Here is a 24260-nt window from a genome sequence, read left to right as displayed (position 1 = left end):
AAGGCTATCACACCCGCTAAGTCTAAATGACAAACAAACACTCAAGTTAGATGCTCGTATACTGCGCGCAGGCTCATGTTCAGCGCTGCCTTTGTGGAAGGCCATCTAATCGACACGTTATCCACCAAACCATCGTGACAGTCTTTCTCAACACTTTGAGTCAACTCCAATAAAGCTTCAGAATGCAGTATTTTTGCTATGCTAACGAGCTCGCCCGCCACCGTTGCCATTTTTCTTACATCGTTATTGTTTATGACTTCCTCGGCGAGTGCCATGTGGGATTCGATGTCGTCGATGAGCTGCTTTAGGTCTTCAAAAAGTGATTGCGGTGCGTCATGCGTTTGCACATATTTGCGCAAATCAAACCAAAGCTGAGGGCGGACCGGCAACGGTAAGCTTTCAATATCTGGTCTCACAAACGCCGTCGAGGACTCCTGAGCTTGCATGGCGATAAGCGCGCGCTCTTGCTGACTGAGCTTGTTCTTAGTAACGCTTAACTCTTGAGTTGCCTCTTGCAAGGCGTTAACTTGCCGTGCTAAATCTTGCTCTTTGCTTGCAAGAACAGACTCTAGCGACATCAGTTTTTCTTTTAGGGCAGCCTGCTCTTTTTCCTGCGCCATGAGCAGTGACTTGCTTTGTTTGTATTCATTTTCAAGTGTCTGCAGCTTCGCCTCAGATGCAAGCGACTTTTCTTCTGCACTTTGTATGCTCTGAAGTTCTTTGCGCTCCTGTTCTTCGCTGTCTTTAAGCTGTGCAGATAACACTGCAGCTTCATCGGCTTTATCGACAATATTAGTTTGTAGCGTGCTGATTAGATGTTTTGCCTCATTCAGCTCTTTTCTTAACTCAGCTTGCCCTTGCTGTTGCACATCCACCGCCTTCTTCGCTTCAGCAAGCGCTTGGGCGCGCTCCTCTAGTTCTGCTTTTAAGGATGTATTTTCATCATTCGTTTGTGCCAGAGTTTGCTCAAGCATTTCTCGTTGTTCGTTAAGACTTTCTTGCTCTTTACGCCATTGCTGCTCGCTTTGTTTAAGTGCTTCTCTTTGCTCATCTGCCTCAGATTTGGCTGCATCAACCAGAATACTTAAATTTTCAAGCGTATCGTCGTACTTCTCATTTTCCGCTTTTTCGTATGCGGATGCCGCTTTAGCTGCGAGCAAATCAGACTCAGCTTGACTCAGCTTTGCTAAAGTCGCGTTTAGCTCATCAGTCAGTTTTGTTTGCTCTGCACGCATTGTGCTTTGCTGGTTATGCGCTTGTTTTTCAACATCTGCAAGCTGTTTTGAAAGATCACTCAAATGTGATTGTGTTTCGCTCAGCTCTTGTTGTTGCGATTTATCGCGTCCTTCCAGTTCGCGCTGATGCACTATAGATGCTTCGGTTTCTAAGGCTTGCTCTTCTAATTTCTGTTCAAGACGGTTTGCATTTGCTTGCGCTAACTCAACATCATCCTCGAGCATACTTATCTGCCCTGTGACGGTATTGAGCTGCTCGTCCTTTTCGCTCACTTGTTGTTTCATAAGCGCCAGTTGTTCGCGCAATGCTTCTAGTTCCTTGTCTGTGTTCGATCTTTCTTTATGCAAGGCAAATGTCTGTTTGCTGATAAAGATTGCATCCTGCTGCGCACGATGATTGCGCGCTGCTGTATCCACAAGGGCTTTCTCAATGTCTTCTCGTTGCTGCGTTAGCGCTTTCGCTTCGGCAACGACCTGCTCTAACTGCTCCGACAAATGTGTATTGTTCTTTTCAGCCGCATCAAGCAATTCGCGATTGCGCTTAAGCTCACCCTCTAGTTGGCTAAAGTTTTCGCGAGTGGAATCATAGTCGCCTTGTAATTCGCTGAATTGTGATTGGGTATTAAGCAAACTCTCTTGAGTTTGCGTTAGATCATTTTGCGTCTGCGTTAGCGCATTAGTTTTATTATCAAGCTCTAACTGATGGCTTAACAACAAACTCTGCGTTTGCTCTATCTCATCTTGCGCCTCTTCTACCCGCTCATTGGTGCTTCTAAGCTGCTCAGTCACTTTAGTCAGCTCTCTAAAATCAGTCCACAGACACAGTACTGAATCAAAGTCTTGGTCTTTATAAATAGGGGTGATGGTAATATCGCAAGGCACGGATTGGCCGTTGATCATATGCGTCCACGTTAGATTCTGAACTTTGCCGTTTATCCTGGCCTTATCAACGACACTTTTTAATTCTATAGCCTCTTCTTCTGAGCGATTCAAAGACGTATCAAAAGGATAAATGCCGAGTAAAGCGCTTTTATCATCCACGCCAAAGAAATCGCTTGCCGCTTGGTTATACTTGCTGAAACCTTCGTCGGTCAAAATCGCCAGGGGCATGCTGCTGTGCTGTAGCAAATTCTCAAATTTGTCCCGTTGAAACTGCTCGTCTGCTCTATCAATGATCCAAAATAAATACGCTTGCTTCTGGTCATCTAATACCTCAATAGTAAGCTCACCAGGATAGGCTTTTCCGTCTTTACCTTTGAAGATGCAATGAAAATCAGATACTCGGCCATGTTCCTTCAAGGAATTGTTGACCTTCGTTGCCTCTTCAGTATTCATAAATAGCGAGTAAATATTGCCTTTTGTTAACTCTCTCTCGCCATATTTAAACCGCTTGAGCATCGCTTCATTTGCGCTGATGATGTTATGATCTTTGTCAATCAGCCCCACCGCACTGGGTGAAAGCGACAACAGTTGTTCATTGAATTTATCAGCCCTTGCAAGTGACTGTTGCATGCCTTGAATTTGGTGTTTCGCTTTGGCACATTCATGACGCAATTCTGACAAGGCGCTTTGTGACGCTTGCATATTCAATGCTGGTTGAATGGAAAGCTGGAACTGCGCAAACTCAGATTCGGTCGGGCTATGAGAAATTCTATCCTCCGTTGCCTTGGGTTTGCTAAATTCGATATGAACTTCAATGAATACTGGTTCGTCGTGTTCGCCGTTCTGTAGCATACGCAAATTGACGTTTGCCATATCCTCGCGTTTTATTCGCTTTAACGCTTCACGCCAAAGTCCCATATCCGTTTGCTTTATTCGCTGCTCAAAGATTGAAAGCGGTCTTGCATCCGAAGTGCCTGTTGCATCCATCGGCGCTTCCATATTCAGCAAGTGGTCCAAGGCCATATCGTGAGTAAAAGTGTCGTCACGCAAGTCGATATTGACTATGGCGATATTGTCGATGGGCGTTTCAATGTTTGCTTGGTCATGTTCTGCTAATAGAGGCTCATCAAACCCATTATTGTCACGCTCTTCTATCCTGCCAAAAGCATGTGGTGACCTTGGTTCCACTAAACGAACCAAGATTACGCGAAGGGTATCATCGCCTTGATAAAAGCTTTCGTCAAAACGCAAACTTACCAGTGTGTTTTGATCCAGTACTTGTGCCTCTACAACAGAGGGTTCAGCTCTTAGCGCTGTTCGAATATCAGAATGGTCGCTAGTGTCAAAGACCGATATCAATGCTTTATTTAGGAGTTGCGACTCGTCAACCTTGAACCAAGATAAGCTAGTGTCGTTCACGTATTTTACAATACCGTTCAGATCAAGGTGAACTATACCGGTGTCGACTGCATTTAGTATTCGCTTGTTTCGCTCAGTTTCCTCATTTGCAACTTTTGCTCTAAGCTCGGCATAGTAAAATTGAACAATGGGCATAACTAATAATAAAACGAGGATCCCAAGCAGAATATAGATGCCTGATATAAGCTGTTCAGGACTCTTATCTTCAAAAAAACCGTTCAAAGCAAACGCATGTTGGCTGCTGGTAAGCAGTGATATAAGCAAAATAAGCTTGACGCTTAGCTGACGGATAGGCATGCGAATTTCCATTTTTTATTATTATTCTTGCTGATTCGTATCGCTTGTGTACATCTTGTGTTAAATAGTTATCAGGGTTTATCATACTACGGCATATTTTAACAGACCAACTATGCTTGGTGTTTTTTTATGTGCATAAGGATATACTTTAACGCGGGTTTACTTACTCCGCTCCGCTGTAGGCTGTTAATCAGATGATAATTGGGTACTGAAGACATAAAGCTGGGTGTCTAATTGTCAACGCGAACAACGGCTTGTTAGTTTAACACCTTATGGAATAGTGATTGTTTATGGATAGCCGTACACTCCAAAACTCTGCAAAATATCTATTTGCTGTTATTGTGTTTTTAGTCATGACTGCGCTTTATTTCTTCTTACTCGCCGACTCCGGGTCGTCGTTTGACCGAGATTACGTGCTGGGTTTAATTGAAGAAAACAAGTCACTCGAATTACAACTCAAAGAAAAGGAATTTCAAAGTACCCAACGCATAAGCAAAATCGCGCAGCTCGAAGCAGATTTACGCTCATTTAGCGAGCGCACTGAAGCTAGGCCTATGCCTATCGAGCAAAGTGCTACGCAGACGCAATGCGAACAAAGCCCACCCTCGGATACTTTATTGCGCATACAACAAGACTTGATAGCAACTCAATCGCGCTTTATTTCATGTTCATCCTCATTAGACGAACAGATTAAAGAAGTGAGCGCCTTGAACTTGGCAAATCAAGCACTTCAAAACGAAGTCAATTCCTTGCAAACGCGCATTGCCATTCCAAATGATACAGAGGCTAAACTAGCAGTTGCTTTAGATGAAAATACCCAGCTCAAACGCTTGCTTGATGAGCTTGAAAAGACGCAGGAAGAATTGTTAGCTGCATTAGAGCCGCAAGGTCCATTAATGATAGACAGCTTCGAGGCAAGGCCTGATTTCTGTAATCGTTCATTTTCAGGAGAGTGGGTGTGCATGACATCCATTACCTTGGTGACAAGCTTAAATTACAATCCAGACGCTCAAATGCGCGTCACACTTATTGATCCCGACGGAACCCGAATTGGACAAAAAGAAGTTACCGGCAAAAAAGTGAATCGCTTCCAGCTGCTTACCGACGAGCGATTTCTCATAGGTGAGTACCAAGTGCAATTCGAGATAGACGGTGTGCTTGATGAGAACAAGACGTTTATGGTGCGTCGCCCATAGGCATGGGTCAAAACACGCGCCCTCAGCCAATCGCTTTGGGCGACGTTGGTTTTATAACTATGAACGAATCGTTTTTATAAATTCATCCGATTGTTTAATAGCAGCGTTCATTTCTTTAATGAGTGCATCAACATCTGTTTTGATAGTGCTCAACTCACCCTGTAAGGCATTCACCGCATTGGCATTAAGATTATGTTTTAGATACAGCACGTTGTCTTGCAAGGACGCAAGCACTGGCTGCATACTCGACTCAACTCTTCGCATTGAACGCAATAATCCATCATAATTGCGTCGAGTAGTGCGAAGCTTTGACGCGCTATCACGCTTAAGGTTTGCGTTACCTATTGCCTCCAGCTCGCTTTCCCACTCTCTAAATAATGAATTGGCCACAGACTCCACTGCATCGATACGTTCGCTCACCTCTTCGGCACTGGCTTTACTGTCTTCGTACTCATCACTCAACTCTTCGTACACATCTTGAAGCTCACCACCGTCAAAGTTGATCAACGCACTAAACTCTTCTAGCGCATCTGCAAATTCCTCTTGCGCTTCTTTTTGGGAATCTTGTGCATCTTCCACTCTATCGACTAAAATATCGCGTTTTTCCACGCCAATTTTGTCCCACATACTGAAGTATGCATCGTCAATGGCACTCTGACATCCAGCAAGCAACATCAATAGCGTTGCGCCGAGCAATAATTTGTGAACCATATTCAACCCTTTACCTGTAAGTTATTTCATGCGATCGTGGTATTAAACTACCTACTCATTAGCATATCATAAAATCTTAAAAATGCGTCGTCATTGCGAGGTCAGTCTTCATTCAGTCATTCAAACTTCCCATATCAAACAATCATTTAATGCATGTGGAAACGGCAGGAAATCCTAATGGTCAGCCTGTTTTATTTTTGCATGGCGGACCAGGCGCAGGGATAAATGGCAATTATAAATGGCCATTTAATCCAGACCAATATTTCATTGTTGCATTTGACCAGCGCGGATGCGGAAACTCTAGCCCCTTTGGCAGCCTAGAAAATAATACCACCAAGCACCTTATTGATGATATCGAGGCGCTGCGTAAGCACTTGCAAATACAAAGCTGGACAGTGTTTGGTGGTTCATGGGGCGCAACATTAGCCCTGTGTTACGCAATCGCTCATCCTACCCATGTTAAGCAATTGGTACTAAGAGGTGTATTTCTGGCGCGGCAACAAGACTTTGATTGGTTTTTACAGGCAAACGGCGGGGCAGCGCAGGTGTATCCTGATGCATACGAAGACTTTATTTCGCAGGTTGCTAACAGAACCGAGCGTCCGAATATGCGCTCAGCTCAAATCACGCAACGATTCTACGATAAATTTGCCAGCGAAAATACGCAAGTGTCAACTGATGCACTCAATGCTTGGTTTAATTGGGAAGGCGCTATTTCGAAATTGCTTCCAGATTCACACCTTTCGGCTCAAACAGCGTCTAATCAGCAAGTGAAAAGCTTGGCATTGCTCGAATGCCACTACCTCCAGCATCAATGCTTTATCCCAGAGAACTACATTCTTGATAACGTTCAAGCGCTGAGTAACATTTCCACTCACATTGTGCATGGACGTTACGATATGGTCTGCAAAGTGGCCGCTGCTTATGAACTAAACAATGCTCTAAGGAATTCACAGCTATTTATCGTTGACAATGCCGGTCACAGCGCATCTGAAAAAGGAATCAAGGCAAAGCTAATATCGATTATGAATGATTTGGCGAAATCTCCATTAAACTAATGCTTTTTAAGGATGAACATGATTGGCTTAATACAGCGAGTCAAACACGCTAGCGTCACTGTTGGTGCACACAAAGTAAGTACTATTGGACAAGGCATATTGCTTTTGCTCGGAGTCGAAAAGGCAGATGGCGTAACGCAGATTGAAAAGCTTGCCAAAAAAGTCACGCACTACCGTATTTTTGCTGACGATGAAGGCAAAATGAACAAAAGCTTACTCGATATTAGTGGCGAACTATTAGTTGTTTCTCAGTTTACGCTTGTTGCACAAACCGACAAAGGGAATCGCCCAGGGTTCTCTGGTGGTGCCAACCCAGAACATGGTAAATTCATATACGATGAATTTGTTACACACATACGTCAACAATACCTTAACTGCCAGACAGGCGAATATGGTCAAGATATGCAAGTAAGCCTAATCAATGATGGACCGGCTACCTTCTATTTTAAGGTATAATATATTGCTAAGGGTTCCCCACGGCCCTATCTAGTCGAATGCGCATTTCATAGGAGAAGTAGTGTTGTTTACCGTTCATAAACCTAGCAGCGAGAAAGAACTCGCCGAGTATTATGCATTTCGATGGCGCTGGCTAAGAGAGCCGTGGGGCTATCCTAAAGGCTCCGAGAAAGACGAATACGAAGGGGTGAGTGAACATCGAATGGTCAAAACCCAAAGCGGTGAAATTGTCGCTTGTGGCAGAGTACAACTGAATACCACCGAAGAGGCGCAAATCCGTCACATCGCAGTTGAAAAGGCCTACCGGCGTCAAGGCGTTGGTCAAATCATTCTTTCTGCGCTTGAGCAAGTTGCCCGCGATATTGGTGCGGAGCGCGCGGTAACCAACTCGCGCGAATCGTCTATACACTTTTTTGAATCTGCAGGTTTTGAAATTATTGACGAGGCCCCAACAGAGTTGGGAAAACTTAGGCGCAAACAAATGCGAAAGCATTTATTTGACGACTCTAGACTAAGTTTACATCCTAAATGGTGCCGAGAGCTGCAACATACTTGGCATGAGCAAATTCCGATTAGCGAACATATGGGCATAAAGCTTTTTCAATACACCGAACAAACTATAGAAACGCGCGCCTCGCTCAACAAGAATATAAATTTACATGGCAGTATGTTTGCAGGCAGCATTTATTCTTTGGCCACGCTTACTGGGTGGGGTATGATTTACCTGCAGCTTAAGCAACGAGGTTTAGAAGGTGAAATTGTGTTGGGCGACGGCAACATTCACTATCACAAACCAATCACGATGAAACCGCGAGCCATATGCAGTATTGATTCTCTTGTCAGCCGATTTGAATTCTTAGAAGCAGGAAAGAAATGTCCCATTGATTTAAGTGTCAACATATTAGATGCTGAAAAGTCGGTTGCGAAGTTCCACGGAAAGTACTGGGTATTGCCGCTGCGATAGGGCTTGCGTCGATGCTTATAGGTGAGTTGTGAGCCTCACAATTACAGAGTGCACAACGAGTCGTCATGCTGAGTTTAGACCATATTTAAAGGAGGCACGAAATGTCTCAGAATAAAATTCAAGCAAATACTCTATCTGTGTCTGATTTTATTAAAAACGTTGAACACCCGACTCGACAAAAAGACGCGTTTGAATTGCTCAAACTATACGAAACGCTCACTCAGCAAAGCGCTCGAATGTGGGGAAGTAGCATGATCGGATTTGGCGAGTATCAATACAAAACAAGTAAGGGGAAAGTTGAACGATTTTTCAGGTCTGGGTTTTCACCGCGCAAGCAAAACTTAAGTCTTTATTTACTGGCCGGTATGAGTGCCGCACCCGACTTACTTAAGGCCCTCGGTAAACACAAACGAGCCAAGTCATGTCTCTATATCAATAAGTTAGCTGATGTTGATCTAAATGTTTTAGAAGAACTCATCATGGTCGATTGGCAAGCCATGAACGACAAATATCCAACGTAGAGGGTGCAAAAAGCCGCCCCTGCTTAACCGCCTTTCCTTATATTAATCTTATATTTTTAATAGCTTTCTCTCAGGTATTCTGACACCCGAATTTATACTCTGGCCGCTCACTTCCAAGGAATTTATTGATAGTAGCATGTGGATGTTTACAGATGTCTGTTGTTGTTAAGTAGTCTCCTCTTTGCTCAAGGAGCTTTGTTTGTCGCGCGAATTTGATTTTGAATCAACAAGCGCAGTGCCCTGTTGCCAGTAAACGCCTTGGCTTTGTCACCACAACAGTAAACATGCGAACGTAGCATATGGAGCTTGCCATGATTTCAATGAGCGTAAACGGCTTACTTGAGCCATCTGATAGTAATATCACCATCACTGACCAGTACCAAGGTCACTTCATTAAAGTGAGCTATAGTCAGGAAATAAGCGGAAACGCTGTTTTCACAAGAGACAGAATAGATGTCGGGGAAACGGGAAAGTTTCGGTTTTTCTTACCTCCCGCAAATTTGATTGTAAACGAACTTGTTTCACTCGAGATATATTCACCAAACGGCGGACTAATTGGCAAACAGAATTACAGCTACGGTAGTTTGAATGCCGCCGATATTAACCTTGCTGCCGATGACAACAGCAAGGCACTGAAGATAAAACTCAATCCTTACATCGTTACTTTTAACGAAGACTCACCAACAGAGTCGGCCTTTAAAAAAGTCAGCGGGCGCGTGATTGACTTGTCTGGCGAAGACAAAAACGCGGGGCTACAGGTCATTATATTTACCAGCAGCGATAGCGCTGCAGAATTTGATACCTCAACCTTTACTCCTGTCATGACCGCAACAAGCGATAAAGATGGCTATTTCTTTGGTCAAGTAGTCAATCGCACAACGGCCAAAGCCGTCGGCGTGATAGCCGGTATGGAATCGGAAGCCATTGTGATTCCGCTTGAAGACGATAAAATTCCGAACAATGTTATTTTAGTGGCCGATTTATCCTCTTTGGATGAGTCTGCCGGTTGCGGCTGCGACAATACCGCACCAAGTTTGCCAGATAGCAAAGACTTGGTGAATTCGTCGTCCTTCTCTCAAGATTTAGGCGGAACTTGCGTGGATTTCACGGTGCCTAACCGTACCTTGGAGGAATTTAGCTTTTATCATACCGTGCGCACAACTGAGCCTGAAATCAGAGGATTTACCATTAACGGAAATGATTCTCAGCGCATAAAAGAGCAGTTATTCGAAGCCTCCGACAATGCGTTTTCCATGTTCTCACGACTCAAGTCATCCTTTAGCTCTTTAACTATGCTGCCCTTCTCTATTGACGAAGACTCGCAATACAAAGCCCCCTCAGACGGTCTTATTCGGGACGAAGTGCGAAACGATGCGGTAGCGGCAACTGACAATCCTGACCTTTTGATTAGGCGATTTTCAGGGGCCTCCTCAGCAACGCTTGCTTCTCAAATACCAGGCGGTGTTGCAGCTGCGGCAGAATACACACCGCCAAATTATGTGCTTAAGCTCGATATAGGGTACAGACAACAGTTCAATTTAAGCAGTAATGACATTGTCACCACCGACCGGCGTTTTCAATATACCGATATTATTAGCTTAATTTTGGCGCAAAGTCGCAGGCAGCAAAAGCTAAAAGAGCTGCATCAAAAGCTTGCGGCAGCGTATTGCGGTAAAAATGGTGTGCAGGAGGAAATGTCATTTTGTGAGCAGCTGGCGGCCAAAGGCAGTATTGACCGAGAGGAGTTACAGTCACTTTTAGGACACGTGACCAAAACAGGTAGCCTACTTGATTTTGATGACTTGCTCGCGCAGCAATTTCGAAACACCGTTGCTGATATCGATATGCTCATCAATACCCAAAACCTCGAAGCAGCGCAGGTGGAAAAAGTGGCTAAATCGCTTGAAAAAACCATTATTAGCGTCGATAAAATGTCACCACAATCAGCCAAGCAAGAAACGCTTCTTGGGTATCTGAGGCGCATGGCGATTGAGCTTGCCAATCATATCAGTAATGAGTCCTTAGGCTTTGAGCCCTGTCCCATTGCGCCAGTCAAAGAAACGATGGGTATCATGTGCCTGATGCAAAAATATCAGGAAATTCGCAACACCCTTAAAAATACGACCATTTTTTCACTTGGCGAAATTATTGAAATTGAAAGCTACTATCAGATTTTTGTTGATAGCATTGCTTCATTTATCACATTACTTGAGGAATATAATCGCTTTTACCAGTCAGGGGTCACTTTTGGCATAGAGTTGGTCGACGATTATTTTGTACAAAACTACGATGAGATAAGCTCTACCCTTACGCAACTCAATGCTCAGATTAGACGGTCTCAGCGGTATGTTGAAAAGCTTAAACGTGCCTATATTCAAAACCATCCAGGCAGAGTCGAACTGTCAGTTGAAAACAGCATTGATTGGGATGAAACCCCGACAGTGTACGAAAATACCACCATTGCTCACGGGCATATTTTGCACTTTAAACAACAGTGGAAAGCCGACGGATATTCACTGGGTGATTTGCTTTATAGTCTTCCTCTTGCTCCTTGCCAGGAAAAGCGCATATCGATTTTGGACTGGGACAGACAGGAGCAAGAACGTCGAGACGAAAGCCAGGACGTGGCCGAATCAATGATTGCGGACATTTCACGCGACCGAGACATTACCGAAATCATGAACTCTTCGTTAAGCGAAAGCATGAGCGCACGCTCTCGCAATCGCACAAGCTCAACATCAGCGGGTATTGGTGGTGGCGCAGGCGGGTTTTTAAAAGGTGTGTTGTTTGGTGTCGCTGGCGGCGTTGCCCATTCAGGCGCAACATCCACAACAACCGCCTCACAAAACTCCTCTCGAAACTTAAGTGCAAATTCACTTAATAGTTTACAGGACAATACCTCTCAATCAGCATCGAGTCTTCGTAGCCAGCGCAACTCCGTGGTGCAAAGCGTTCAGCAAAACGAGTCGGTTGCCGCGCAAACTGAAGTGATTAAAAACCATAATCATTGTCATGCCATCACCGTTGAGTATTTTGAGGTATTGAAGCATTACGCAATTGAACAAAACTTGGTAGATGTACAGGAATGCTTGTTTGTGCCCATGCCGATGAGTGACTTTGACCATAAAAAAGTGCTTCGCTGGCGCAACACACTCGAAAATAGCATGTATGGCAGAAAACTGCGCAAAGGATTTGGCGCTATTGAACGCATTGAGTCCAATTATGTCAATGCCGATTTACCTATGGGAAGTTATGCCGATGTCGATATTGAAATGTTTTCTGGACACTTCACCATGACCTTCGATCTCGCCAGGCCATACATCACCGCCATAGATGAAGCAACGCAAACCGAAGAATACGACTTAAGTGAGTTCTTCCCTTGGTTCTTCGGAAAAATGACGATAAATATCGAACGCGAGCTAACGGATGCTGAAAAAGATGCCTTGTTTGAGGAGCAGTATGCCGCTGACATTGTGCGCAGATTCATCGATCGACTCAGTATATTTGCAGTAGATGATCAGGGCCTTGAAACAGAGCTGGATGTTGACTTAACACTGCTCTCAAATTACACCAAAGGCACCCCCTTGAAAGTGAGTATCGCAACTCGCGAAACGCAGAGTATTACAAGACGCCAGTTTTCGCACCTATTGGTACGCGCTAATACCGATGTAAAACCTTCATCACGTATTATATTGCGAGCCATGTATTTGGGTTACCGTACCAAATATTCCAGCGGCTATATTGTGCGTAACTCACGTGTCAATAATGATGTGATCAATACCTCCGTATTCGGGATAACTGTGGCAACGGACGCAGCTCTTATCTACACGCCGATGAATCAACGTGAACTGCTTAACCCAAGAAAAGAAGATCAAGACGCCGCCAATGCGCTGATTCAGTTTCTAAATGAAAACTTAGAACTGTCGCATAAGGTGATATGGAGCAGCATGGATGCTAGCCGCCTGTTCGGATTGCTCGACGGCTATATTGCGCCCAACAGCGGCGGAAGGAGCGTCGCAAGCGTGGTTGAAAACAAAGTTATGGGAGTCGTGGGTAATAACCTGGTAGTTAAAGTCATTCCCGGTGAGCGACTTGACCCTGTGTTTAAATCGGTTGAAGATTTACTCAACTACTATCAACCCACTACGCCGCAAGACCCCTACCGCATAAGCGTGCCGACTAAAGGTGTTTATGCCGAGTCGGTGATGGGCAAATGCAACAGCTGCGAGCAAATCGACGAAAGCCGGCATTGGCGGTTTGATGAAGCGCCATGTTCAACCAGTGCGCCCGAAATCGAGCCCTTGTCTACCGATACCAGACGCTCCGAGCCAAGCGACCTGCAAGTAAAAGACTTGCCTACCAATCTTATTAATATGCAAGCAGCACCTGCAGCGCCTGCTCCCACCAGTCTGGCTGATGCTTATGCCTTATTGGGCCAAGGCGACGCATTTAGAGACATTACGGGCATTGAGGGCACACAAGCCAATGCGCTTGGTGCATTGCAAACAACTTCAAAACAGGTGACTGATTTGGCGTCTATTTCAAAGGATTTTGCGAATTTAGCGCTCATGGCTAACCAAAAACGCGATGGCGCAAAACAAATTGAGCAAATCAAAAAGCTCAATAAAGATGGCTATTTGAGCGACGAAGACACCACCGAGCAAATTAAAGAAGTGCTTGGGTCATATAACAACGCCGCTAAAAATGTCAGCAAAGCCAAAGAAAGCGACAAGGAGTCAACTGCCAAACAAATAGCCGAACAAGCGAAAAAAGGCATGAATTCTCCTGAGCTTGAAGTGGAATACCAGAAAACCTCTCCCGATGGCGAAGTTGAAACGATTAAAGTTACCAAGCCTGACGAGAGCGGTGATGCGGCTAATCAACCGATTATTATCCTTCGGGGCGATACCGCCAGTGCTGAAAATAGAGCCTTTAATCCTGCTGTAAACGATACGAGCATGGTCATTCAAGTTTCTGCGGATTACGCAAATGCGCCAGATGGTGCTTCGATTCGATGGGCAAGCCCAACAGCAGGTGCGTTGATCATCGACAATCCAAGTGCAAAAACCACATCAGTGCGCGGCGTAATACCCGGTCTGCATGACTTAGATGTGGCCTTGTATGATAATGCGGGCAATCGCCTTGCCAGTACCAAGCTGAAACTTTCTGTACCTCAATGTGTATTAATTGGAGAGGACACGGCCGCATTTGACCAAGCCTTAAGCGACATCAAGCTAACAGGACAGAAAACCGGTATTGTTGAAGAGATGAAAGATGTATGCGCACATCTGTTAGGCAAAGCCAACGTGCGTTTATATTGGACCATCTCGCCTAATGCTGATGCAGTGCCAGCGCATGTAACCCCAGCCAATACGGTCTCGGTGACCATCAAAAACAGAGATCCAGACAACCTTGGTGTAACCGTCGGTGTCGCTGTAGGGGATAGTTTTAATGAGCAAATTGAACTCTATCCGGGCACTTACAACCAGCCTGATGCCATTGATGTGGATACGGAAACGCAAGCCTTGATCCTGGAACTTGAGAGCGCATTACCCTCAGACACGGAGCTAGTGGCCGTCGCTACCACGATCTATGGAAGGCTAATAGGCGAAACATTGAGTCATGAAATTGGACATGCCTTGCTGTGGGATGACTTATCCGCTAACAGGCACAATGACCCTGCTATAGCGAATGATTTAATGAACCGTGGGGTAGACAGGATGTTTACTCAGCGAACGGGGATGGAAAATACCGTTATGACCAGCCCCGTGGAAGCGGATCATTACAATGACAGTGGCGTAACTGCTATCGGAGGCTTCCAAGCTCACAATCAACGTTTGATTGATGACCAATGGCCTGTTCCACCGGCCTTGGTTTAAGCCTTAATTGATGACGCCTACTGCCCCAGTGCAGTAGGCGTTTTAATATGCATTGAATTATTTAATAATCAGACAATTTCTTGTCCAACGTCTTAGTGAAAGCGCCGTATATCCGACTGTTAAGCTAATCGGATAAAATGTCTAGCGTCTCCTGCATTTCGTCCATACGCTTGATCACATTTGCTAATTGCTGCTCTAGTGTGTTGATGCGCTCGACCGCGTCTTGAAGATCTTTCACATTACCCGCATCAGCGATGGTAGTTGAGGACGAGTCAAGTTCAGATACGTTCTTGCTTGCTGGCGCCAGGACAATATCACCGCAAAACAAATGTGCGTATCTTGATTCGCGCTTGCCGGGCTCTCGCTCTAGCTTACTTATCAATGTTTCCCCGTTGAAGTGGCTTAATTCGTGTAAGGTGGTCTCAACTTCTGTCACGTTCGCGAACTCAGCCAGCCGACTGGCGCGGGTGCGCAGCTCCCCAGGTGTTTGCGGACCGCGTAACAGCAGCACGCAAATAATGCCCAATTGCTGAGGTGTGAACTTTAAAGAACTAAACTCAGTGTTGCAAAAACGGTGCTTATACTTTACCACCCGAGAGCCGCTCCCTTGATGCTCAAACAGCAGGTTTTTATCCCGCAGCTCATCAAGAATGTTTTGAACATCGTTTTCGCTTAACTGCATGATTGGCTCGCGACTGCTTTTTTGATTGCATCCGAGCATTAGGGCGTTTAGCGATAACGGATATTGGTCTGGCGTAGTAATTTCTTTTTCTATTAATACGCCAATTACACGAGCTTGCGCGGGCGACAATTGTATAAGCATTTACTTGTCCTTTGGGCTTTTTGTGAACCCACAAACACTGTAGTTATCGCGTGAGTCCATCGTGTTAGCACATTTAATAGTTGTTAAGTTCTGCGACGTCAAATACCTCTGCACTCAATGGCACATGATATTTATCTGCCAAGACATCAAGCTCATTTTGAGCCAAACTTAGCTCATCCATCACAATGCTGTTGTCATCCAAACGCCATAACAAGCGAGAACCAGCATAGCTATAGTGCAAGATCTGCATCGCTTTAACATCACCTTTTTGAGCTTCATTTTTTATCTTTGTTAGCTTTCGGTTTATTTTATTTAGCACTTGCTTAAGCTCCCAAACATAGGTGACTTCTGTCATAAACGGATGGCGTCGATATTTATTGAGTATAAAGCCGATACCGATTGCGCTCACAACTACGCCCGTTAGATTCCAGTGAAAGTGACTACCACTAGCATCTGGAAATAGAGCAATCAAAGCTTGAGCTATGCCAAGACTTCCCACTACTAACGCTACAATACAGCTAACAATAACGTAGTTAAGGTGTTTTCTGTAACGTGCCTTATCAATTTGTATGAGCTTCATTTTGTGCCTGCATGAGTATTCAAAGGTGCCAGACAATAAAAAGCCCGCAGGCTGCGGGCTTTTTTCTGCTTGAGTAATTTTAGACCATTGCCGCCTGAAGCTTCTTCATGGCGTTTTTCTCAATTTGCCTAACGCGCTCTGCAGACACCTGATATTCGTCTGCTAAGTCTTGAAGTGTCATTTTATCATCAGCTAACCAGCGAGTTTCGATAATGTGCTGACTGCGTTCGTCAAGCGTTTTTATCGCTGAGTACAAACGCTTAGATGCAGCGCTATCCCAATCGTTGTTAATAACGGTGTTTTCAACGTCTACGCTTTTATCTTCTAAATATTGCGCTGGGCTAAAGGTTGACGAGTCATCCTCATCGTTGCCCAAATCAAAGGCTTGGTCTTGGCTGCTCATTCGAGCCTCCATTTGCAAGACCTCTTTCGTACTTACACCTAATTCGTCAGCAACCTTTTGCACCTCAGCGTGTGTAAACCAGCCGAGGCGTTTCTTTGCTTTACGTAAGTTGAAGAACAATTTGCGTTGTGCTTTGGTAGTGGCGACCTTCACAATGCGCCAGTTTTTGAGCACGAATTCATGAATCTCGGCTTTAATCCAGTGCACTGCAAACGACACTAGACGTACACCTACGTGCGGATCAAATCGTTTAACGGCTTTCATTAAACCGATGTTACCTTCTTGAATAAGGTCGGCCTGCGGTAAGCCATAGCCTGCATAAGATTTTGCGATATGAACGACAAAACGCAAATGCGACATGACGAGCTTGCGCGCAGCCTCTAAGTCTCCGTTTTCAAACAAACGAAGTCCCAAAGATTTTTCTTCCTCTGCCGATAGCATATTTATGCTGGAAACTGCTTGAATATAACTTTCAATGCTTCCGCTATTGGGAACGGCTAAGGCGAGAGAGTGCATTTTTTCTTTCATTCTTACCTCTTTCATTCAATTGAGCGTTACCGCTACCGCGATATGACTCTATAAATGACCGATAGTTCTCATGATTAATTTCAAAATTCAGACTGAGTAATATAAGACTAGATTTGTAAAACTCAAGCTTTAGTTTGGATCTTTTATCGTTTAAATCGAACAAGCGCTTAATTCTTGCTCGAATTTAACGTAGTCACGGTAAAAAACAACAATACGAAATAACGCAAAACCACTTAATTTAAGAAAGGATCAACATGTTCGCATATGTAGCACGCCAAGCCATTTATGATGGTGAAAAAAACGTTTTCGCATATGAATTACTGTTTCGTGACGGTAAAAGTAACTGTTTCCCAGATATATCACCTGATGAGGCCACGAGCGCCATGCTTGCTGATAGCCATCTTTCAATCGGTGTTGAAAACATAAGCTTCAATAAACCTTCGTTTATCAACTTTCACCAAGATACTATTTTATATCGTTTCCCTTCAACGCTTGACCCGTTGAATGTTGTGATAGAAATTGTTGAAACGGTAGATGTAGACGGAGATTTCATTAAAGCCTGCGAACATATCAAAAACATGGGCTACAAACTTGCGCTAGATGACTATGACTTTTCTCCTCGTTGGGAATCGTTACTACCATTGGTTCGCTACATAAAAATTGAAGCAGAGTTGATTGACATGAACAATGCACATGTAGTCAGGAAAATTGAAGAGCTAAAGCGCAGTGGCAAAATACTGATTGCCGAAAAGGTCGAAACGCTGGACGAGTTTGAAGTGTTCAAGTTAGCCGGTTTTGACTTTTTTCAAGGGTATTTTTTATCCAAGCCAGAAGTTGTACAGCATAAGAATGTTGAGGTGGCGGCATCTTCGGTAATCGAACTGGTTGCTATTAGCTCCGCAAAAGAATTTGATTTTGATAAAACCGCTGAAGTATGTGAAAAGGACGTGGGGTTAACCTACAAACTTATGCGCTTTATCAATAATCCCTTGTTCAACAAACGTCAAACTATCAACTCATTGCATCATGCGCTTCGTTATTTGGGCTCGGTTGAATTGAAAAAGTTTATTGCTTTACTGGCTATTGCAAATCTCAAAGGCGAAAAACCTGCTGACTTGGTTGTATCATCTCTTGTGCGAGCCCATTTTTGCAAACTTATGGGCGTAGCGATGGATCTCAAAGACAATCCTCCAAGCAGCTATATTTTAGGCCTGTTTTCTCATATGGATGCCTTAATGGATATGCATATGCCGGATATTATGCGCACCTTACCTTTTTCAGAAGATGTGAAACTTGCGCTTTGCGAAATTCATACTGACAGCCCTTTAGCGCTTCAGCTTCGCATTTGCCTGGCATTTGAGCGAGCAGACTGGGCCTTGATTCACGAGCTAGGGATAAAAGCCGATATAAAAGAATCGCAACTTTTTGAAATGTATTATGAATCGGTGCAGTGGGCGAACGACATGAAATCTTCACTGCTTGAGGGTTAGGTAGCCTGTATGTTAATTTTCGCTAGAGAGCCCATTTTTGACATCAAGCAACGTCTATTCGCTTATCAGTTGGTATTCAGAGATTCCATTTCGGGTGAGCTTCCGCTTGCGCAAGGGGATGTAAGTCAAATTGCATGCAATCCAGAAAGTACTTATCCTCAGGTCGTTGAACATGCCAAAGTTGAAACGTTTAAAGACAGTTCTACCGCTATTATACTGGATGACCTCTTGCAAGGCTTTGTATCGCTAATAAGCGTTTCAAGAGCGGCAATAGAAAGCGATATACTTGATCAACTCAGCATAGAAGATACGATCCTTGAACTAAGTGATGATTCAATTGATGAAAGCTATTTAGGCGAGGCGATTAGTATCTTAAAAAGCAAAGGCTTTAGAATTGCGCTTTTAAATCAGCATGACTTACGCGATGAACATTATCGCGCAATTGATTTTTTGAAAGTAGATGTCAATCACATTTCCTTGCTTGAGTTCAAACAACTTCAAGCACATACAGAAAACTATAAATGCAAAATTATCGCGAGCAAAATTGAAAACCATGAGCAGTTTGAGAAATGCGTCAATGCGGGTTTCGATTTCTTTCAAGGCCATTTTTTCCTTGCAAGGCAGCATACTCAGCATGAAGACTTACCGGCCAATAAGCTAAGCTTGCTTAGGTTATTAGCACAGACCGCAGACTCAAGCATCAATATGGAAGCGATTAGAGAAACCTTTGAGCATGATGCCACGCTGTCCTATCTGTTGATGCGTTTTATTAATAACCCGATGGTCAACAAATCACATCAAATTACCTCAATCAAACATGCTCTAACCTATTTAGGCGAAGTTATGCTGAGAAAGTTTGTCGCCATTATATCTATTGCACAACTCAATCAAGATAAGGTGCAAGAGTTGCTACAAGTCTCCTTAGTTCGCGCAAAGTATTGTGAACTTTTGGATATGCAATTAGGGAAAGAAAAGCAAGCGATGACCGCATTTATGACTGGCCTATTTTCGCTTATTGACGTGATTCTAGATCGCGATATGGCGCATTTACTTGCGCAAATCCCAGTGTCACCTCTCATCAAACAAGCCTTGCTTAAACAAGAGGGCGAATATCATGACCTCCTTAGTAGTGTTAAAGCGCTAGAGTCCAGTAATTGGCTCAAGTTTAAAGCCCTTGCTAAAACACTAGGACTGAGTCAAGAACAGCTGCACCAACATTACCTGGAAGCCGTACAGTGGAATAATAGTATGATGACCGCCACGTCTGATATGTTTCCGCGAGCAAAGGCAAGCTAGCGCCTGCTTTTTTTATGTTATTCGGGTTCTATTTCTTTCACGTGGCGGTTGACAGACAGCATCGAACCAATCAGGCCTAGCGCCACTGAAATAAGCAACATCACGGCTAAAGCACTGCCTTTCATTCCGGTAATATCAAGCTGCACTTGATACAGCCTCATAAACGACTCTAGGCTCCAACCTATCCACCACAAAATGACCGAAACGGTTAACCAAGCCATTATGCCGCCTAAGATCCCAAACCAGAAACCCGTGTACATAAATGGTCTTTGAATAAAGGCGTCAGTGGCACCGACCAACTTCATCACTAAGATTTCGTCTCGTTTATTTAAAATGTTAAGTCTGATGGTATTACCGATAATGAGCACCACAGCAAAAAATAGCAAAATTGCCAATAAAAACACTAACTCTTTGGCAATATCTAAAAGTGCATATAAGCGCTCAAGCCATTCGATATCAAGCTTTCCAATTTCCACTTCTCGCTCTTGTCTTAGCTTATCTAATAAAACAGCGGCATTGGTAGGGGTGGCATGCTTAGATGTAGGAATGACTAAGACCACAGCAGGCAATGGGTTTTGATCTAAGTATGCAATGGCATCTCCCAAACCCGACACCGTCTGAAATTCGTCCAAGGCATCGTCAGCAGAGATGTAAGACACACTCTCAATCTCATCCCAAACCGACAAGCGGGTGATCAACTGCTGGGCATTCGCCTCACTCACATTATCGTATAGAAATAAGGATATCTCACTGGCTTGCTGCCACTGCTCTGAAATTTGCTCGGTGTTTTTTACCAATATGTAAAGCGTGCTCGGTAGCGTTAAACTAAAACCAAGTACACCGATGGTCATCAATGATGCAAAGGGCGTACGATAAAGCTCGCCTAAGCTATTCACTGCTTGTCTGACGTGATCAGTAAGGAACATGAATAAACGCTGTATAGGATTAACCTTAACGTTTCTGGCTGAGACTTTACGCCCTTTGAAAAGAATACTCATAATAGGGCATCCTCATAAGATTGATCTAAGCCGTCGGTGATCATTTTTCCTTTTTTAAGCGTGAGTGTTCGGTAGCGCATGCGCGCAATCAGGCCCAAGTCGTGTGTCGCAATTAATACGCTTACGCCAGCCTGGTTGAAATCTTCAAACAAACGGATTATTTCCATTGAAAGCTTTGGATCTAGGTTACCAGTCGGTTCGTCGGCAAGTAAAAGTGGCGGTCGATTCACTACCGCTCGGGCAATGCCCACACGTTGTTGCTCACCGCCTGAAAGCGTAATCGGAAGATTTCTCGCTTTGTCTTTGAGATCTACCATATCCAGCGCCGCATCTACTCGCTTAGCGATGGTTTTCCGAGTATGGCCTTCGATAATTAAAGGTAGTGAGACATTGTCAAATACGGATTTATCCATCAAAAGCTGATGACTTTGAAATATCATACCGATGTCGCGACGGATATAAGCTACCTGCTTTCGCGTAATATTTGCCAAGTTGTGGCCATTAATCAATACATTACCGACTGTTGGCCTTTCCATGATACTGATTAGCTTGAGTAAGGTACTTTTTCCAGCCCCGCTGTGACCGGTCAAAAAAGCCATCTCACCTTGTTCAACGTGAAAGCTGACTTTAGACAGTGCCGTTTGACCACCTGGGTAGGTTTTGCTGACCTGTTCAAATTTTATCATGTTAAATAAGCTCAACTCGGGATAAGCGACAGCGCCAAGCAGCGCTAAAAACGCAAAGTGCAAGGTCAAACATCATGTATTCATATCTCATTCACTAGCATCATCAAAAAGGGCGTCAACAAAAGCATCTGACTCGAAAGGACGTAAATCATCGATGCCCTCTCCGATACCAATGTAGCGCAGCGGGATCTTAAATTCATCCGCAAGCGCAAAAATAACGCCGCCTTTTGCCGTTCCATCCAATTTGGTCAAATTAATGCCTGTTATGCCCACAGCTTCGTTAAAAATCTTAGTTTGGCTGACGGCGTTTTGGCCAGTGCTGGCGTCGAGTGTCAGCATAATTTCATGAGGGGCATCGGGTATTTGTTTCTTCATTACCCTGACCACTTTTTTAAGCTCTTCAATTAAATTATCTTTGTTTTGCAGTCTGCCCGCAGTGTCTGCAATAAGCACATCAGCCCCTTTGGCCTGCGCTGACGCTAACGCATCAAAGATGACAGACGCACTATCTGCACCTGTGGGCTGGCTAATAACGGGAATATCATTGCGCTCACCCCACACTTGCAACTGTTCTACTGCTGCTGCACGAAAGGTATCTCCCGCCGCTAACATGACGCGTTTGCCTTGCTTCTGGAACTGTTTGGCTAATTTACCAATCGTCGTTGTTTTACCCACACCGTTTACGCCAACCATTAAAATGACAAAAGGTGCTTTTGACGCACTATTAAGGTCAAGTGGCTGACTGACCGGTTCAAGAATGTTGCGCATTTGCTGTTTGAGTAAGCTTAGCAAGGCATCGCCATCTCGCAGCTGGGAAAGTTTGGCGCTGCTAGTGAGATTCTCGATAATGTTACTTGTAGTACGCATGCCAACATCGGCGACAAGAAGCTGAGTCTCTAAATCTTCATAGAGTTCATCATCAATTGATTTGCCTTTTAATAGCGCGACAAATCCCGAGCCTATATTTTCTTTCGTTCTCGTTAAACTGCTTTTTAAGCGGCTGAAAAATCCCTGCTTTTGACTGCCAAGCTCCGATGACGCATCTGTCGCTGCGCTTTGAGCATCATCCTTGTCAATCGAAGCGTCATCCACAACGCCCGCTTTTTGCACTTCGCTTTCTGACTCAGGCGCTCGCTCAGCAACTGAATCTGACACTTCGTTGTGATAGATGTCTTGTTCATTGAGCATGTTCTCTTCAGACAAAGCCTTGTGTTGCTCTGCCTCTACCTCGGGCTCCGGCTTCACTGCAAGCTCAGGCTCAGGCTCGCCATTTTGATCATTGTCAGCAGTATAATTATCCTTGACTGGCGATTGTGCCGACCCTTCCTCATACACCACCTCATCGGATGGTGCTTGTGTTTTTATTTGCTCGCCCGTTTCGTCTATTTTGTCCGCATGCTCACCGCTTTGATCACTGGGCTGGCTGTCAACGGGAATATCACTGTCATGCTGAGCTTCATCGACATTTTGGCTTTCTTTTTGATCGCTCTGTTTTTTATTTTTAAACCAATTAAACAAGGCTACTCCCTAAAATTTCTTTCAGCAAACCCTCACTTAAGTTGAGTTTGCTTTAGCCTAAGGCTATGTCATAAAGTACACTATGACATATAATATCATTTAGCCCACACTTCATGCCATCATCAAAACCCAGACATTCATCATCAAAAGGGAATATTCGAATTATTGCAGGCACTTACCGCGGCAGAAAACTACCTGTACTGGACATGAATGGCTTGCGCCCAACTGCCGATAGAGTAAAAGAAACGCTGTTTAATTGGTTAATGCATGACCTTCCGCATGCGAAAGTGCTAGATATGTTTAGCGGAGCTGGAAGCTTAGGCTTTGAAGCGCTCTCGCGCGGCGCAGCCTCAGTGACACTGATTGAAAAAGCCAAAGCCAGCTATCAACAACTGCAAAAAAATGCTCAAATACTTAAGGCTGAGGATAGATTAGAAGTAATTCACGCAGATGCCTTGCAAGCATGTTCTATGCTAAGGCACGCATACGATATCGTGTTTATCGACCCCCCCTTTAATCAACAACTCGTAAATCCCGCGCTTGATGCATTAGTAAAATACCAGTGTCTGAAAGATGGGGGCTTAGTTTATATTGAAACGGAGGCCGACTTTGATGATTCAAAACTACACCATTTTGGCAAACTTTCGATGCTTAAAGAAAAATCGAGTCAAACGCTGCGCTTTCGCCTGTTTAAGTATTACGCCTAAAGAATAAGGCGCTAACACTCAATCCCTAAATTGCTAACACCTTGCTCTCGCATATCATTTCGAAGCGCCTTAATGTGCTCACTGCTGAGTTTTTTCGATTGGCATACCGCTAACACTTCGTTTAGCGTTTCTAACTCAAACTGCATGAGCGGATGCAGTTTTAATGCTTCTCCGGTCACTTCTTCGCCTAATATAGCGTGAATATGTCGCTCGACACTGCCTTGACTTAGCTTTGCCACGGTTACTGCTGCTTGCTCATCTTCATTGCCAATAAGCTGAAGCGCCGCGCTTAGCGCCATGCAAAAATCCAACGCTGCATAAACACCAAGATTGTCGTGCTCAGTTGTGGATGGCGTGATTTCTTCTAGCTTTTCTGACTGAGCGTCTACATTAAGCTTCATTGCTTTATTTGTGGATGTTTCCCACAGCAGATTTACCAAGTTTGATGCACTTGCCTGATGCGCCTCTATGGTAAGCCTATCTTTTCCAAGGACCTCACAAAACAGGAAATAGTTAGGTAACATCCGCTGAATTAAGGCCGTGCTTAGCACCAGCGCCCTGTTTTTGTCTAGTGCACGAATTTGTGCAAAGCTTGTTAACTTACTCATAAATT

General features: G+C 44.3%; 19 protein-coding genes. 9 read left to right on the top strand and 10 right to left on the bottom strand.

Features of this window, described 5'->3' with window-relative positions:
• Positions 1–41: 41 nt before the first annotated feature.
• Together PN836_RS16270 and PN836_RS16265 are read right to left on the bottom strand one after the other, a co-directional pair.
• Complete coding sequence (locus PN836_RS16270; RefSeq protein ID WP_395340231.1) at positions 42–3833, bottom strand: PAS domain-containing protein; 3792 nt, start codon at positions 3831–3833, stop codon at positions 42–44.
• A gap of 472 nt (positions 3834–4305) precedes the next feature.
• The gene (locus PN836_RS16265) at positions 4306–4458 is read right to left on the bottom strand and encodes a hypothetical protein (RefSeq protein WP_395340229.1); all 153 of its coding nucleotides are present in this window, start codon (positions 4456–4458) and stop codon (positions 4306–4308) included.
• On the opposite strand from PN836_RS16265, the gene PN836_RS16260 reads away from it, so the two are divergent.
• A complete protein-coding gene (locus tag PN836_RS16260; protein ID WP_395340228.1) occupies positions 4451–5029 on the top strand; it encodes a hypothetical protein in 579 nt (192 codons plus the stop codon). The genes PN836_RS16265 and PN836_RS16260 overlap by 8 nt on opposite strands.
• A 57-nt stretch (positions 5030–5086) precedes the next feature.
• Here PN836_RS16260 and PN836_RS16255 read toward each other — a convergent pair whose 3' ends face one another.
• Positions 5087–5740 (bottom strand): DUF2959 domain-containing protein, encoded by a 654-nt coding sequence (locus PN836_RS16255; protein WP_395340226.1) that lies wholly within the window; start codon positions 5738–5740, stop codon positions 5087–5089.
• Positions 5741–5889: 149 nt separating this feature from the next.
• Between PN836_RS16255 and pip the strand changes: the two genes are divergently transcribed.
• The 5 genes from pip to PN836_RS16230 all read left to right on the top strand — a co-directional run bounded on the left by pip (position 5890) and on the right by PN836_RS16230 (position 14618).
• Positions 5890–6798: a prolyl aminopeptidase gene (gene pip, locus PN836_RS16250; protein ID WP_395340225.1), complete on the top strand. Its 909-nt coding sequence runs from the start codon at positions 5890–5892 to the stop codon at positions 6796–6798.
• Positions 6799–6816: 18 nt separating this feature from the next.
• The gene (dtd, locus tag PN836_RS16245; RefSeq protein ID WP_395340224.1) at positions 6817–7254 is read left to right on the top strand and encodes a D-aminoacyl-tRNA deacylase; all 438 of its coding nucleotides are present in this window, start codon (positions 6817–6819) and stop codon (positions 7252–7254) included.
• Between the two features lie 64 nt (positions 7255–7318).
• The gene (locus tag PN836_RS16240; protein ID WP_395345713.1) at positions 7319–8218 is read left to right on the top strand and encodes a YiiD C-terminal domain-containing protein; all 900 of its coding nucleotides are present in this window, start codon (positions 7319–7321) and stop codon (positions 8216–8218) included.
• Between the two features lie 101 nt (positions 8219–8319).
• The gene (locus PN836_RS16235; protein WP_395340221.1) at positions 8320–8739 is read left to right on the top strand and encodes a DUF1801 domain-containing protein; all 420 of its coding nucleotides are present in this window, start codon (positions 8320–8322) and stop codon (positions 8737–8739) included.
• A 311-nt stretch (positions 8740–9050) separates the two neighbouring features.
• Positions 9051–14618, top strand: coding sequence for a hypothetical protein (locus PN836_RS16230; protein WP_395340219.1), 5568 nt, complete (start codon positions 9051–9053; stop codon positions 14616–14618).
• 124 nt (positions 14619–14742) lie between these two features.
• Here the strand turns inward: PN836_RS16230 and PN836_RS16225 are convergent, their stop codons facing one another.
• The 3 genes from PN836_RS16225 to rpoH form a co-directional block, all read right to left on the bottom strand.
• Positions 14743–15441, bottom strand: a complete 699-nt coding sequence (locus PN836_RS16225) for a YceH family protein (protein WP_395340217.1) — start codon at positions 15439–15441, stop codon at positions 14743–14745.
• Positions 15442–15514: 73 nt separating this feature from the next.
• Positions 15515–16021, bottom strand: a complete 507-nt coding sequence (locus PN836_RS16220; protein WP_395340214.1) for a DUF3087 domain-containing protein — start codon at positions 16019–16021, stop codon at positions 15515–15517.
• Between the two features lie 79 nt (positions 16022–16100).
• Entirely contained in the window at positions 16101–16952 is an 852-nt protein-coding gene (gene rpoH / locus PN836_RS16215) for an RNA polymerase sigma factor RpoH (protein ID WP_395340211.1), read from the bottom strand.
• A gap of 254 nt (positions 16953–17206) precedes the next feature.
• Here rpoH and PN836_RS16210 point away from each other — a divergent pair, with 254 nt between their 5' ends.
• A complete protein-coding gene (locus PN836_RS16210) occupies positions 17207–18442 on the top strand; it encodes an EAL and HDOD domain-containing protein (protein ID WP_395340209.1) in 1236 nt (411 codons plus the stop codon).
• 9 nt (positions 18443–18451) lie between these two features.
• Complete coding sequence (locus PN836_RS16205) at positions 18452–19738, top strand: EAL and HDOD domain-containing protein (protein ID WP_395340207.1); 1287 nt, start codon at positions 18452–18454, stop codon at positions 19736–19738.
• A 17-nt stretch (positions 19739–19755) separates the two neighbouring features.
• On the opposite strand, the gene ftsX is transcribed toward PN836_RS16205, so the two are convergent.
• The 3 genes from ftsX to ftsY all read right to left on the bottom strand — a co-directional run bounded on the left by ftsX (position 19756) and on the right by ftsY (position 22940).
• Positions 19756–20736 (bottom strand): permease-like cell division protein FtsX, encoded by a 981-nt coding sequence (ftsX, locus tag PN836_RS16200; protein WP_395340205.1) that lies wholly within the window; start codon positions 20734–20736, stop codon positions 19756–19758.
• Positions 20733–21422 carry a cell division ATP-binding protein FtsE gene (gene ftsE, locus PN836_RS16195; protein ID WP_395340202.1) on the bottom strand — a complete coding sequence of 230 codons (690 nt, stop codon included), beginning with the start codon at positions 21420–21422 and terminating at the stop codon, positions 20733–20735. Before ftsE ends, ftsX begins: the two co-directional genes overlap by 4 nt.
• A gap of 87 nt (positions 21423–21509) precedes the next feature.
• Positions 21510–22940: a signal recognition particle-docking protein FtsY gene (gene ftsY / locus PN836_RS16190; RefSeq protein ID WP_395340199.1), complete on the bottom strand. Its 1431-nt coding sequence runs from the start codon at positions 22938–22940 to the stop codon at positions 21510–21512.
• 113 nt (positions 22941–23053) lie between these two features.
• Between ftsY and rsmD the strand changes: the two genes are divergently transcribed.
• On the top strand, positions 23054–23647 hold the full coding sequence (rsmD, locus tag PN836_RS16185; RefSeq protein ID WP_395340196.1) for a 16S rRNA (guanine(966)-N(2))-methyltransferase RsmD: 594 nt from the start codon (positions 23054–23056) through the stop codon (positions 23645–23647).
• Positions 23648–23658: 11 nt separating this feature from the next.
• Here the strand turns inward: rsmD and PN836_RS16180 are convergent, their stop codons facing one another.
• The gene (locus tag PN836_RS16180) at positions 23659–24255 is read right to left on the bottom strand and encodes a YjaG family protein (protein WP_395340194.1); all 597 of its coding nucleotides are present in this window, start codon (positions 24253–24255) and stop codon (positions 23659–23661) included.
• Between the last annotated feature and the right edge of the window lie 5 nt (positions 24256–24260).

This window comes from Ningiella algicola (genome assembly GCF_028401415.2).
In the GTDB taxonomy this organism is placed as follows: domain Bacteria; phylum Pseudomonadota; class Gammaproteobacteria; order Enterobacterales; family Alteromonadaceae; genus Glaciecola.
The sequence above is the reverse complement of the archived record's forward strand: the minus strand, read 5'-3'. Positions and strand labels throughout refer to the sequence as shown.

Coding starts and splice junctions, on each gene's coding strand:
- PN836_RS16270 (WP_395340231.1), bottom strand. CDS start 3,833: ATGCCTATCCGTCAGCTAAGCGTCAAGCTTATTTTGCTTATATCACTG.
- PN836_RS16265 (WP_395340229.1), bottom strand. CDS start 4,458: ATGCGCAATAAAGTATCCGAGGGTGGGCTTTGTTCGCATTGCGTCTGC.
- PN836_RS16255 (WP_395340226.1), bottom strand. CDS start 5,740: ATGGTTCACAAATTATTGCTCGGCGCAACGCTATTGATGTTGCTTGCT.
- pip (WP_395340225.1), top strand. CDS start 5,890: ATGCATGTGGAAACGGCAGGAAATCCTAATGGTCAGCCTGTTTTATTT.
- dtd (WP_395340224.1), top strand. CDS start 6,817: ATGATTGGCTTAATACAGCGAGTCAAACACGCTAGCGTCACTGTTGGT.
- PN836_RS16235 (WP_395340221.1), top strand. CDS start 8,320: ATGTCTCAGAATAAAATTCAAGCAAATACTCTATCTGTGTCTGATTTT.
- PN836_RS16230 (WP_395340219.1), top strand. CDS start 9,051: ATGATTTCAATGAGCGTAAACGGCTTACTTGAGCCATCTGATAGTAAT.
- PN836_RS16225 (WP_395340217.1), bottom strand. CDS start 15,441: ATGCTTATACAATTGTCGCCCGCGCAAGCTCGTGTAATTGGCGTATTA.
- PN836_RS16220 (WP_395340214.1), bottom strand. CDS start 16,021: ATGAAGCTCATACAAATTGATAAGGCACGTTACAGAAAACACCTTAAC.
- rpoH (WP_395340211.1), bottom strand. CDS start 16,952: ATGAAAGAAAAAATGCACTCTCTCGCCTTAGCCGTTCCCAATAGCGGA.
- PN836_RS16210 (WP_395340209.1), top strand. CDS start 17,207: ATGTTCGCATATGTAGCACGCCAAGCCATTTATGATGGTGAAAAAAAC.
- PN836_RS16205 (WP_395340207.1), top strand. CDS start 18,452: ATGTTAATTTTCGCTAGAGAGCCCATTTTTGACATCAAGCAACGTCTA.
- ftsX (WP_395340205.1), bottom strand. CDS start 20,736: ATGAGTATTCTTTTCAAAGGGCGTAAAGTCTCAGCCAGAAACGTTAAG.
- ftsE (WP_395340202.1), bottom strand. CDS start 21,422: ATGATAAAATTTGAACAGGTCAGCAAAACCTACCCAGGTGGTCAAACG.
- rsmD (WP_395340196.1), top strand. CDS start 23,054: ATGCCATCATCAAAACCCAGACATTCATCATCAAAAGGGAATATTCGA.
- PN836_RS16180 (WP_395340194.1), bottom strand. CDS start 24,255: ATGAGTAAGTTAACAAGCTTTGCACAAATTCGTGCACTAGACAAAAAC.